Annotated in this window: 12 protein-coding genes; 5 read left to right on the top strand and 7 right to left on the bottom strand. The window is 48.2% G+C overall.

Features of this window, described 5'->3' with window-relative positions; translation table 11 throughout:
• Nucleotides 1–77 precede the first annotated feature (77 nt).
• The 4 genes from Q1A41_RS07215 to Q1A41_RS07200 all read left to right on the top strand — a co-directional run bounded on the left by Q1A41_RS07215 (nt 78) and on the right by Q1A41_RS07200 (nt 3196).
• On the top strand, nt 78–881 hold the full coding sequence (locus Q1A41_RS07215) for a TSUP family transporter (protein ID WP_299976425.1): 804 nt from the start codon (nt 78–80) through the stop codon (nt 879–881).
• Between the two features lie 124 nt (nt 882–1005).
• Nucleotides 1006–1353 (top strand): hypothetical protein, encoded by a 348-nt coding sequence (locus Q1A41_RS07210; protein ID WP_299976423.1) that lies wholly within the window; start codon nt 1006–1008, stop codon nt 1351–1353.
• Between the two features lie 11 nt (nt 1354–1364).
• A complete protein-coding gene (locus Q1A41_RS07205; protein ID WP_299976421.1) occupies nt 1365–2468 on the top strand; it encodes an AI-2E family transporter in 1104 nt (367 codons plus the stop codon).
• 47 nt (nt 2469–2515) lie between these two features.
• Complete coding sequence (locus Q1A41_RS07200) at nt 2516–3196, top strand: 50S ribosomal protein L11 methyltransferase (RefSeq protein ID WP_299976418.1); 681 nt, start codon at nt 2516–2518, stop codon at nt 3194–3196.
• A 49-nt stretch (nt 3197–3245) separates the two neighbouring features.
• On the opposite strand, the gene Q1A41_RS07195 is transcribed toward Q1A41_RS07200, so the two are convergent.
• The 6 genes from Q1A41_RS07195 to Q1A41_RS07170 all read right to left on the bottom strand — a co-directional run bounded on the left by Q1A41_RS07195 (nt 3246) and on the right by Q1A41_RS07170 (nt 9220).
• Nucleotides 3246–4340: an aminotransferase class V-fold PLP-dependent enzyme gene (locus Q1A41_RS07195; RefSeq protein WP_299976416.1), complete on the bottom strand. Its 1095-nt coding sequence runs from the start codon at nt 4338–4340 to the stop codon at nt 3246–3248.
• Nucleotides 4341–4342: 2 nt separating this feature from the next.
• On the bottom strand, nt 4343–5515 hold the full coding sequence (locus Q1A41_RS07190) for a monodechloroaminopyrrolnitrin synthase PrnB family protein (RefSeq protein WP_299976413.1): 1173 nt from the start codon (nt 5513–5515) through the stop codon (nt 4343–4345).
• 138 nt (nt 5516–5653) lie between these two features.
• Nucleotides 5654–6238, bottom strand: a complete 585-nt coding sequence (locus Q1A41_RS07185; protein ID WP_299976410.1) for a BON domain-containing protein — start codon at nt 6236–6238, stop codon at nt 5654–5656.
• Entirely contained in the window at nt 6231–6827 is a 597-nt protein-coding gene (locus Q1A41_RS07180) for an SIS domain-containing protein (RefSeq protein ID WP_299771722.1), read from the bottom strand. The genes Q1A41_RS07185 and Q1A41_RS07180 overlap by 8 nt, the downstream gene beginning before the upstream one ends.
• Nucleotides 6828–6869: 42 nt before the next feature.
• The gene (locus Q1A41_RS07175; protein WP_299976407.1) at nt 6870–7238 is read right to left on the bottom strand and encodes a YraN family protein; all 369 of its coding nucleotides are present in this window, start codon (nt 7236–7238) and stop codon (nt 6870–6872) included.
• An 83-nt stretch (nt 7239–7321) separates the two neighbouring features.
• A complete protein-coding gene (locus Q1A41_RS07170; protein WP_299976404.1) occupies nt 7322–9220 on the bottom strand; it encodes a penicillin-binding protein activator in 1899 nt (632 codons plus the stop codon).
• A 129-nt stretch (nt 9221–9349) separates the two neighbouring features.
• Here Q1A41_RS07170 and rsmI point away from each other — a divergent pair, with 129 nt between their 5' ends.
• Nucleotides 9350–10207, top strand: a complete 858-nt coding sequence (gene rsmI, locus Q1A41_RS07165) for a 16S rRNA (cytidine(1402)-2'-O)-methyltransferase (protein ID WP_299976401.1) — start codon at nt 9350–9352, stop codon at nt 10205–10207.
• Between the two features lie 77 nt (nt 10208–10284).
• Here rsmI and Q1A41_RS07160 read toward each other — a convergent pair whose 3' ends face one another.
• The gene (locus tag Q1A41_RS07160) at nt 10285–12636 is read right to left on the bottom strand and encodes a TonB-dependent receptor (RefSeq protein ID WP_299976398.1); all 2352 of its coding nucleotides are present in this window, start codon (nt 12634–12636) and stop codon (nt 10285–10287) included.
• Nucleotides 12637–12703 lie beyond the last annotated feature (67 nt).

The following is a 12703-nucleotide window of genomic DNA, read 5'->3' as shown; positions in this document are numbered from 1 at the left end:
ATACACCTATTATCGGCAGGGATGAACAAAGGATTAGTCAAGTAACTTACTTGGCGGCTAAAAATTGCGCTAAATGAATGCGTAATAACAACACTAAGAGGTTTGTTGTAATTGTGGATTGGCTATTGGATTTACCACTTTGGACGACGGTATTGCTAGCGGCTTTGGCTTTTCTAGCAGGCTTTGTAAGTGCTATCGCCGGTGGTGGTGGCATGATTGTGCTGCCTGCTTTGCTGTGGCTGGGCGTTCCTCCTCTAAACGCCTTAGCCACCAATAAATTTCAAAGCGTATTTGGTACCTTATCTTCGACGATCAACTTCTTTCGTAAAGGGCATATTGAGGGCGAAGGTCTCAAAACTAGTTTGCTATGTGCCTTTATAGCAGCCATTGTAGGCTCGGTACTGGTGCAATTTATTCCGACTCAGCTGTTATCCCAGTTTATTCCTTATCTATTGATTGCGCTGGTGCTATATATGCTGATGAGCCCCAGTTTGAATGATGAAGACCGCCCAGCTAAGTTGAAGAAACCTGTATTTGACGCTTTGTGCATCAATGGCATTGGCTTCTATGGTGGATTGTTTGGCCCGGGTATTGGCTCCTTTTTTGCGGTGGCACTGGCCAGCTTACGTGGTTTTAATATGCGCAAGGCGACGGCGCACACCAAGCCCTTGGTGCTCACAGTCAACTTTACCTCTATGATAGTCTTTGTTTTTGCTGGTCAGATGTTATGGGGGCTGGCCATTATCATGGCTGTAGCCCAGTTCGCCGGGGCGCGATTGGGATCTAATTTGGTTATCAGTAAGGGCAGCAAGTTGATTAAGCCAATGATGATCTCAATTACGCTAATATTGGCACTGCGGATGATATTTGATGGTGCATAGCTACAATGAGTTTTTAAGGGCAGCCTGAGCTTCGGGCCCATTATTTGCTTTCATATAGCGGTTGATGAAGGGATTTCTTCGCAACGATACATTGGAAATCTAGCGGCTATTGATTGGGGGGCTTATGGACCTTTTGCTCTTAATTGTACTAACAGCAATACTGTTAGCTATGGTGATTACCGTACTGAGCTTAGTGAAAACTCCCCACTATCGCTTAGATCCGCTGGCGGTGGAAAGTTTTTTACAACTGGTGGTAAATGCTCAAGCGACTGAGAATGACTGGTCGGTATTTACCTCTGTGCCCATTCGCCATAACCCCGATTTAGAGCATATTCGGCTGCGATGTGTTGAAATAGAAGAGCAGCATTATCTTGGGCAAACCCGCAGCGGGCACTTATTGACTGAGGCAGGTATCCAAGCCGTGGCTGAGCTTTTAGAAGGGCTGCGTACAGAGCGCTCAAAAATTAAATAAGGAAGGCATTAATGCAAACTCACAATCCAGCTCCGGGTGAATTTTCCGGGGTGTCCCGCTTTATCCTAGTCTCAGCGGCTTTTGTCATTGTAGTGGCAGGCATGCGAGCAGCAGAAGCGATATTAGTTCCTTTCCTGTTGTCATTATTTATTGCGGTAGTTTGCTCGCCGCTCTTGTTGTGGTTGAAAAAACGAGGCTTGCCCAATGGTTTGGCCATTGTTTCTATTATCTTTTTGATCATTGCTATTGGTGGGGCTATCAGTGCTGTGGTGGGGAGTTCAGTAGCTGAATTCCGTCAAGACATTCCAGTTTACCAAGAGCGCTTGACCAGCATGTTCCAAGGCTTGATTGCTAAGTTGCAGGGCTATGGCCTCGATTTAGAAACCAGCGTATTAGCGGAGAATATAGATCCAGGTGCGGCATTGCGCATAGCGGGGAATACCTTAGCTTCATTCGGAAGCTTGATGACCGAAGCCTTTTTAATTCTATTAACTGTGATTTTTATCATGGCTGAAGAGGTCGGCTTTTCAGAAAAGCTTAAATCCGCCAAGAAGAATTTTGGTGTGGGCGCAATTGCGAGATTCACCGAATCAGTCAACCACTATATGGCCATTAAAATGTGGATCAGCCTGCTTACGGCGGTGTTGGTTTTTGTTTGGTTGCTGATCTTGGGTGTTGATTACCCTGTGATGTGGTCCTTGTTGGCGTTTTTGCTTAATTTCGTACCAAGCTTGGGCTCCATTTTGGCTGCAATTCCGGCTGTCTTATTGGCTTTGGTGCAGCTAGGGCCTGTTAGCGCATTGCTCACTGGTGCTGGCTATCTGGTGGTTAATACCGTGGTTGGCAATGGTATTGAGCCGCGTGTAATGGGACGAGGCTTGAACTTGTCCGCCTTAGTAGTATTTCTTTCATTGGTATTTTGGGGCTGGGTACTTGGCCCGGTCGGTATGTTGTTATCGGTACCGTTAACCATGACGGTTAAAATCGCATTGGAAAGTAATGAGGACACCCATTGGATTGGCGTGCTCTTGGGTTCGGGCGAAGCGGCTGAGGCTCCTGATAGCATTGATTTGCTGGAGCCACTTGAAGATCAGAAAGAAAAAAGCGAAAGCTAAGTATATTCTTAATCGAAGTTGCAATGTTGAACAATAGAGAACAAAACATGACAAATGCTCTAAGTGCGCCAGAAGCCTTGTTGCGCCACTTTCGGCAAACTTTGCCCCATGCCCAACTAAAGGCAACGCCATTGCCTGATGTGCCAGAGATATCTTTATGGTTGGTTGACCCTCAGATAATGGATGCCCGTTTAAGTGAGGAGACCATTGCGGCGGTGTTTGAAGAACCGGCCTATTGGTCTTTTTGTTGGGCTAGCGGGCAAGCAATGGCGGCGATGATTTTGGCGGATCCTGAATTAGTACGAGATAAAGTGATTGTGGATTTTGGTACCGGTTCAGGCATTGTTGCTATCGCCGCTTTAATGGCGGGCGCCAAAAAGGTTTATGCCAGCGATCTGGATGAGGGCGCACTGTTATCTGTAGCGGCCAATAGTGAGCTCAATGGTTTTGCGGATGATAAGCGGTTGGAAATTAATCGTGATTGCTTTTACCTAGCCGGCTCGGAAGTAGATTTGGTGTTGGCGGCTGACGTGTTGTATGACTGGGAAAATAAACCGCTGCTTGAAAAGTTCAGGCAATGCTTCGCTCGCACTCTTATTGCTGATTCCCGTGTGAAGAATTTCAATGAGCCAGGCTATGAGGCAATAGCTGTACGCCGTTCGATTACCTTTCCTGATTTGGGTGAGTTTGAAGAATTCAAAACCGTCAATTTCTATCAGAGCCTCTAGCGACAAGCGCAGCTGTAAAGCTTGCCGCTAGAGAGTTATTGTTTAAGTTTCACTTGCTGGGCATGCAATCTAAAACAGCATCAATATCGCTTTGATCATTGTAAATATGTGGTGACAGTCGAACTCCTGTTGGTCGTTGATCAAATTGAATATTTTTTGATTCCAAAGCGGCAATAAATTTGTCTTGCTGCTCAAATTTCAAAACGACAGTACCGCCTCGGTACTCAGGTGTTAGGCAGGCAGTCCCGGCGGCATTACGAAGTTGTTGACTCAACGCTTGATTGTGTCGCTGGCTGTTTGCTACGCCATAGTTGCAAAAATACTCGATGCTATGGGCTGCAATAGCATAGGGTTGTACGGTAGGGGTTCCGCCCCAAAATCGCAGAGCACTCGGGTGATAGCGAAAACTATGTACATCAAATTCAAATGGGTCTTGGTGTGAAAACCAGCCCACATCTTTGGGCTCGCAAGCTTCTACGATTTTTGGGTTTACCCACATGAATCCAGCACCTGGGCCGCCGCATAGCCATTTAACACAAGAACCCAACACAAAATCGGCTTGCCACTGCTGCAAATCAATTGGGACGATGCCCGCTGATTGAGCGATGTCCACCACAGTTAGAATGCCTTGTCGTTGGCAATGTTGAATAAGCGAAGTGATATCTAGACGAAGGCTGCTATTGGAATAAGCGTGGGTGAGCAAAACCAAGGCGACATCGTCCGTCAGCTGGGCCTGCCATTGCGAGATATCTTGATGGTCCATGTCTTTGGGTAAAAAGCGAAAGTTCCAGCCAAAGGCTTGGGCCTGTTGGGCGACAAAGCTCATACTGGGGAAGTCTTCTTCGCTTAGCAAAATAGTGTTGCGAGAATGACTTGGCTTAATGGCCTGCAATATTTTGCTGAAACCACTGCTTAAATTACTTTGCGGGCAAAACTCATCGGCGTTAGCGTTCAGTAGCTGGGCTAGCGCTGAACGAAACTGCTCAATCGCCTGCAGCCAATTTGGCCAGGCCTCGGCAGGGCTCTCCTGCCAAGCTTTAAAAAAGCGGTCGTTTAGCGCTTTTTGACTGCTGCGCAGAGCTAAGCCGACTGAATGACTGAGTAAATAGCGCTGCTTGGGCAGTAGAAAATCTTCCGGGCCCATAGTTACCTCAAATTGTCTCGAATCGCCGCGACATCTTGAAAGCGGCTGGGGATATCATCTCGCTCGGCGGCCAAGCGTAAATCTCTAAGCTTAGCGAGCGAACGCAACAATACCGGCAGTGGTGGCCCGCTGGCGGTAAGCTTGTTGGCATAGGCCTCATCCATATCCTCGGCCGGGCGAGTGATAAACTTTTCTACTAAATTATTGTGATGTTGCTCGGCGGTGCGGCCATGAGCTTCGCAAACTTTTAAGAATTTGCTGGCGACTAGCTGATACCACTCACTATCGTATTCTTTTGTGGGTGCCTGAAGCAACTGATCCATAAGGCTGGGTCGGCGCATGCAATCCATTAAACAACGTTGATCATCTGGCATCATATAGAGCATTTTGTCGACCAGCAGCTGGGAATAGTAAGAGTCGTCCGCTCGGCACAGACCCAGCATTAAATCGATGATGTTGATGCCGGCAAAATCACCGGCATTGGCACCGCGGTATATCTCACGCCCTACACGATAGGGCTTGTAATAGGGACGAACCAAATAGAAGAAGGCGTTGACATCAAGCTTTTCAAATAAGATGTCGTTTAAGCGAATGACATCTTCTAAGGCATCGTAAGCAGCATCGAGTAGGTCGGGCACCGATACATTGGAGATACCCAATGGCACAGTGCGAAACAATGCGTCGGCGGCACGTTTATAGGCGAGCACCGCGCGAGTATTGTATTCATTGAAAATAAATTCATCTTCTAATGAGGTGAAGCTTTTAGCGATGCCGTTAATGGCTCGGTTATGAGTTGTTAGGTGAGCGGTGGCGAAGCGAGGGGTAACGCCAAGAGAGGCGCCCAGTTGTAAGGCTAGCGCTGAGGCTTCTTTTAACGGCGAGCTATCTTCTCGAGAAGGCTCGGTAATCTCGTGGCGGCGGCAGGCGGCCATATAAAAGCCAACATTGCCTAATAAATCGAAGCCAGCATCAAAGCCTTCATCAGTATTGCCTTCTGCCAATAACTCGCTAATGAGGGCACGCCCTTCACCTTTGAGTTGGGACTTTAGCGTATCACCGATACCTTCTACATTGGCTTTATCGTCCTGTTGCTGATAACGCTGTTCTAGCTCGGTGTTTATTTCAATAAAGCTGCTGCGAATCCAGCGGTCGAAGTTCTCAACATTGGCGGTCACGGTCGGCTCCTATTATTTTATTTGTAAAGTATGATTATTTTAGCAATCAACTAGGAGCAGTTTCGGGCAAAAAAGCCTGAAGGTAATCGTTGAGCTAGCAGAATCTGCTAGCTCAGGAGGCAAATAAGGCGGGATTGGCTAGTCGATATACTCGAATGTGCGAACGACTTTCTGTACACCGCCAATGCGGCTCACTACATTGGCGGCCTTATTGGCTTGGGCGCGGGTAACCGTACCCATAAGGTAAACCGTGCCATTTTCAGTGACCACCTTAATACGTCCACTGTCGATATCTTCATTGGCCAAAAGCTGAGTTTTCACCTTTGAGCTGATCCATGAATCATTGGTGCGGCCTAAGAATGAGCTGTTACCTTGAATTTGTAGCTCATTGAATACTTGGCGGACTTTATGCAGCTTGCGCAAGGTACTGGTGGCAAGCTCGCGAGCTTCCTGGTTGGGCACTTCACCGGTTACCAGCACAACACCATTAAAGGCGTTGACGTTAATGTGGGAAGAGTCGAGCGCGGGGCTGGCTTTAGTAAGGTTTACCTCAGCAATGGTCTCCAACTGCTCATCATCGATATAGGTACCAAAGGTGCGCTTGCTAGGGTCAGGCTGAATAGGCTTATCTGTGGTGGCGCTAATGACTGAGGTACAAGCATTCAAGCTTAGCACGCAGCTCGCTATGACTATGGCTTTGCAAAGGCCGGCTAGTTTATTCATCAGGGCTATAAACTCCGAATAGTTGTTGATCAATAAGGTCGCATAAGCAGAACACAGTTAATAAATGCACTTCATGAATGCGTGGTCTTGAGTGTAGTTGTGCTTGCAGTTCTATATCGTGGACATCGAGAAGCGCAGAAATATCCCCGCCATCTTGGCCTGTAAGTGCAATAACGGACATTTCCCTGTCGTGAGCGGCTTGAACAGCTCTAATTAAATTCCCTGCTTTGGCGCTGCTGGAAATAATAACCAGAATATCGCCAGGTTGACCGAGGGCGCGTACTTGCTTTGCATAGGCATCATTGTAACTAGCAACGTCCGCGATTGCGGAGAGCGATGTAGCATCTGTACCGAGTGCGATAGCGGGTAAGCTAGGTCGGTCATTTTCAAAGCGGTTGATTAAGTTTGCCGAGAAAATTTGGGTGATAGCACAGCTACTGCCATTGCCGCACAGCAAGATTTTGTTTTCATTGACGAGGGCATGCACCATCATTTCACTCGCTTCGGCAATAAGCGGGGCGAGCTGCTCGCCAACCTGCATTTTGGCTTCGATACTGCGATGAAACAAATTAATGACGTGTTGATCCATGCTGGGCTCTTTCTGTCTTGAATAGCAATTACGGCGCGGGGCTTAATAGCCCAAGGCATTTTGCAGCCATTCTATATCAGAGCGGCCTTCAGGTAGAAGTGAAATAGCGATTACATCGAAGCGACACGGGCTATTACTTTGCCCTTGTGAAATTAGAAAGTGCTCAGCGCTGCGCAAAAGGCGCTGTTGTTTTTGTGGGCCGATGCTTTCAATGGCGCTAGTGAATTGGCTGGGGCTGCGACTGCGAACCTCCACAAACACCCATTCCGATTCGCTCTGCATGATGAGGTCTATTTCGCCGTAGGGGCAAAGGTAATTCTTCGAATGGAGCTTGAGTCCTTTTTCGGTGAGAAACTGAGCGGCGAGCGCCTCTTGCTTTTCGCCCAGCTGTCGTCTGTTTTCCTTTTCCAAGGCTAGCTCCTAGCAAAGCCGCCCGAAGGGCTGATGCTTTAAGCATAGACAGCCCTGATGATCCCGCAATAGACCTAGCGGGATTACTGCTGGCTAAGATTAGCGAGCGCCCGTGCCTTACCGTTGCGCATAATAGCCCAATCTTGCTGCCTGGCTAGTTGGCCATTGCTGAGCATCTGCAAGCGACCGGTTCGGCCTTGCAGCTGCAGCTGCTGAACCTGCGCAAGCTGGCTAAGGCGAGGATAAAGGGCAAAGCTGTCAGCCCCCAGCGCATAGAGTTGCTGGTAGGCTGGGATGGGTTTGGCATATTCATCTACCGCCAAGCGCAATGATTCGTCTTCATCGATTAGCCATGGCAAGGCGGTAAAACGAATGCCATTTAGATCGCGATTGGCTTTATTGGCTTCTCTCCCACCATAGATATGACTAGTGGCGTATACCGGTATTTTACTGGCGTAGTGGAAAGCCAAGGTGGGCTTAATTTGCCTTGCTTGATTGTTATTGGCCAATACAAAGATCATATCGATATCTTGTCGGCGGCGGGGTTCAAACTCTAGGTTACTGCCCAAAATCCGTTGTAGGTTACGATAGCGGGTCTCACTCAAGTCTAGCTGCAGGCTGTTTTTAATAACTCGAGAGTAATCACCTTTGCCGGTGAATCGCTGCTCGCCGACAATTTCACCACCTAGTGCCTGCCACTCTTCAATAAAAGCTTGGGTGCCGCGATTGCCCCAAGAGCTTTGGGGTGCAATCACTAACGCGCGGCGATGGCCTTCTAGATAAGCACGTTGTGCGCTTTGACGGGCCTCGTCTTCTAAGGCTAAGCCAAATTGAAAGAGCAGTGGTTGATACTCACTAGCTAAATTGTTTGATGGTGCTTGAATATAGTTCATTGCAAGAACTGGAATGCTGAGCTGCGCGCTATCGTTTAAGCGCCTAACTTGGCCTTTATCTAATGGGCCAATGACAAGCTCGCTGCCGCTTTGAACAGCGTTTTGATACAGCTGAACGATATCACCCTGGCTGCTGTCGATAAGCTCTAACTGAGGTGTGCTTTGGCCATTTTCTTTAGCCTGATAATAGGCAGCCATAAAGCCATCTCTGATGGCTTTACCTGCCCGCGAATATTTTCCACGGCTAGGCAACATGATGCTGACTTTACGAGGTTGCTCATCGATTAGTCGCCCTAATAGACGTAAGTCTTCGGGCAAGTTTTGAGCGGCAGGGTGAGTTGGGTTGTGTAGTTGCCATTGCTGCACTTTTGCTTGCTGTTGCTCAATGCTATCTCTCTGGCTTTTTGCAATGGTCGCCAATTCATACCAGCCTTTAAAGAGTGGCTGCTGTTGTTGCTTTGCCAGCGCTGCAAGCTTGTCTGGGCTTTCCATCATTAGGGTCTGCCAAAGGGCGCTTTGATTGTCGGCTAGCTGGTCAATATTGAGCCACTGGCGTAGTGCAAGGCGCTCTTGCACGCCTGCTTCGGTGTCCCCAAGAAGAGTAAATAAGGTAGCTTTGAGTTCGCCTAAGCGCTGTTTTTGATCGGCTTGCATCTGCCCTTGTAGTTGCGCCAAGCGTTGGCTTGAGAAACTGTCTTTTGCGATAAAGTAAGAGCCGTCTTCCATGGCAAGTTTGCCGTGCAGAATACTGTACTCAATAAAGTCGCTATTATTGAGTAGCATTGGATCAATATTTTTCAGCAAGTTCTGAGCCCAGCTTAATTCCTCTTGCTCGCTGAGTTGCTGGGCAGCCTGTAAAAGGTATTGGCTGGCTTCACGAGCTTGGCTGCTGCGCGCTAATTTCAATAGCTGTGCAACCGTTTGTTGGGGCTGCTCACTTGGGATGGCCGCTTGTTGAAAGCTTCCTTGATCTTTACTGGGGTTCGAGCCGCAGCCGCTAAGTAATAGACCACAGACTAATGCGGTCAAAGCGAGTCGACTTATTTGGGGCTTGGCTTGGGGTAAGCTTGCTTTCAACACGGTGCTCATTGTGCTCTCTAAATTTGTCATGGCCCTATCATAGCAATTATTCTTTGCAGCAGGCATGTCAGTTACTCTTAATGAGGGTACTATAGTGCTCTTTGGCCATGAATGAGAGGTGAATGTTCCGTGCCGGCGATGAAAAATTCAACAACTTCTGGGGCGGGCAGCCTATACGTGGTGGCCACACCGATCGGGAATCTGGGTGATATAACGCAGCGTGCAATCGAGGTCTTATCAAATGCTGATTTGATTGCTGCTGAGGATACTCGCCACAGTTCTAGATTGTGTCAGCATTTCTCTATTGATACACCGTTGCGAGCCTATCACGATTACACGGATCAGAAGCAAACTGAGGCTATGTTGGATCTGCTTAATAGTGGTAAGGATATCGCATTAATTAGTGATGCTGGAACACCGCTAATTTCAGACCCGGGTTATCGATTAGTAAAAATAGCTCGAGACGCGGGTATAAGAGTTGTGCCGGTTCCAGGCGCCTGTGCAATGGCGGCAGCGTTGAGTGTGGCGGGCTTACCGTCGGATAAGTTTTGCTTTGAAGGTTTTTTGCCAGCCAAAGCTGGGCAGCGCTTAAATGCTTTGGAGGCTTTGCTGGACGAAGAGCGAACCATGATTTTCTATGAGGCGCCACATCGCATTATCGATAGCTTGGCGGCGATGTCAGAAGTATTTGGTGCGGACCGCGAGTTAGTGCTTGCGAGGGAGTTAACCAAAACTTTTGAAACACTGATTTCTGGCGCTGCAGCTGAGGTATTGGCCGCCGTTGAAGCGGACCATAATCAGCGCAAGGGTGAAATGGTTATCTTGGTGAAAGGTTGTGAGGCATCGGCAAAGCAGCTAGATGCGAATGTCGAGCATATGATGCGCTGTCTGCTGGCGCAGTTGCCGGTAAAACAAGCGGCGCAAATAGGTGCTGAGATAACTGGCCTGCGTAAAAAAGAGCTTTATCAGTGGGCTTTGGATAACAAAGACGATTAAGTTTAACTCTTGTTGTAATAGCTATAAAAAAGCCCCGCAGTGCGGGGCTTTTTCTTTGTAGCGTTTAAGTGCCCAGCTTAGAAGCGCAAGGTACCTTGTACGGCTACAGAGCGAGGACGGTCGAAGAAGGCGTAGTAAGCTGCACCAGCACCACCGGTTAGGGTAGTGGATAGTGGAGCTACGTTACCAAAGGTCACAACGTCTTCGTCAGTTAGGTTTTTACCCACTAAGGCAACTTCCCACTGGCCGTCTGCGGCGCCAAAGCCTACACGTAGGTTAACTTTGGTATAAGCTTCTTGAACTAAGTTTTGGTCTAGAGTCGGAGACGCGAAGTACTCGTCACTGTAGATCAAATCTAGCGTTGAATGCAGCTCGAAATCTTCCCCGATTGGCATTACGTGATCCAAGCTCAAGGTGCCTTGTAGTTCAGGAGTGAACTCACGACGCTCGCCTGAGAAGTCACACAGGCCTGGGTGGGTAGCACTGTTAGATTCAATACCAAAAGCACACTGGCCGTTAGGGAAGGAGTCGTACTCGAAGTCTAGATAGGCAGCAGAACCGGTTAAGGTTAGACCTTCAGATAGTAACCAGCGGCCATCCATTTCGATACCTTGGCTAGTGGCTTCACCAGCATTGGTTACGTTAAAGCCCAAAGTGCCATCAAACTGAGAAGTTTGCAGATCTTCGTACTCAGTGCGGAATAGAGCCACATTCAATTCTGCAGCGCCCTCAGCTAGAGTAAACTTACCGCCAAGTTCGATACTAGTTGCTTTCTCTTCTTCATATTCGAAAACACCGACTACCTGTTGTCCAGTTCTTGGGTGGACTGCACCAACATAGCTAGGGTCTGGGTGTCCATTCGATCGAACATCAAAACCACCGCCTTTAAAGCCGGTCGTCCAAGTGGCGTACAGCATGGTGTCGGCATTTACATCCCACTGAGCAGTAATCAGCGGTGTGAAGGCTCCTTCATCACGGTCGCCGCTAATGGTGTCGTAAGGCTCGATCAAGAACGCGCCGTATAATGCATTTAGCAATGGGTTGTTTGCTCCGACATCAGTACCACTTGCATCTACATGATACTGGCGGCGTGATGCTTCCTTATCTTCAGATGTGTAGCGAGCACCCAGGTTTAAGCGAAACTCATCATTGATATTCCACGTGGCTTGAGCGAAGACAGACCACAGGTCAGATTCCTGATTGAAGGTTCGCTGTGTTGCGGTACCACGTAGCGGGGCAAAGGTGGCAAGCGGTCCAATTCCGAAAAGGCTATTAGTTGGAATGGTAATAGAATCATTGAATGCCAAGTCGGTAGATTGCCAAAATGCACCTGCAATCCAATCAACGGTTTCTCCTCCTGGAGAGGTGAAACGAATCTCTTGGCTTATCTGGTCAAAATCTTCAGCAGATTGAGCTGTAAAGATAGTTGCGCCTACAAAATCGCAATCACAATCTTCTTGGTATTCATAGGCATTGTAGCCAGTGATGGCGTTCATGGTGATGTCGCCAATGGCATACTCAATATTTAATGTCAGATTTTCGGTTTCATTGTTGCTGAAGTCACCGTTCGACTGACGGCGGAAATCTTGCTTGTCGTCAAGCTGATAAGCGCCACCGGTTAGTGCACCCAAAACGGCACCATATGGAGTAGCCCCAACTTGGTTGACAATTTCTAAAAAGCGACCTTTGGTGTCAAAGCTGCTTTTTTCAGCTTTTAAATTAACTGTTAGATCGTCAGAGGCATCCCAGCGAAGTGATCCACGGAAGACGCTTACATCTTCTTTGGACTCATCGCGATTAAAAGTTGTGTTCTCATAATAACCATCAATCAGGCGGTTTAGAACTGCTACGCGACCGCTTAAGTTTTCGGTTAATGGGCCAGAAAGAACGAGCTTCATATCACGCTCACCATGATCAGGTTCGTACAAAGCTGTTACAGAACCCTCAAAATCATCGGTTGGCTTGGCCGTTGTCATTGAAACCGCACCGGCGATAGAGTTTTTGCCGAATAAGATCGACTGGGGGCCGCGGAGAATTTCTACACGCTCCATATCAAACATAGGCGCACGAGTTAGCTGTGCGCGGCCGTAGTAGATGCCATCTACATACTGACCAACAGACTGTTCGAAGCCTTGGTTAATGCCAGAGCTGATACCGCGAATACCTACAATAGTACCGATACCAGTTTGGTTGAATGTTAGGTTTGGAACATAGGCGGTCATGTCTTCGAGGGTACTGATTCCGGCCTCGTTCATTTTTTCACCCGCTACCGCGTTAACGGAAATGGGTACATCCATCAGGCTCTGCTCACGCTTTTGGGCGGTAACTACCACTTCTTCAAGGGCAAGTTGTGCGAGAGAGGGCATGGCTGAAGCGGCTGCTATTGCGCCGATGGCAACACTTAGAGTGCGTTGTCTAATAGATTTCATCAGTCGATCTCCTGTGATGAGCGGGTGTTTGCTGCTCAGACTTATATAGGTTGTCTGTTACAGCTAC

It is taken from the genome of uncultured Pseudoteredinibacter sp. (assembly GCF_947502065.1).
Taxonomy (GTDB): Bacteria; Pseudomonadota; Gammaproteobacteria; order Pseudomonadales; family Cellvibrionaceae; genus Pseudoteredinibacter.
The sequence above is the reverse complement of the archived record's forward strand: the minus strand, read 5'-3'. Positions and strand labels throughout refer to the sequence as shown.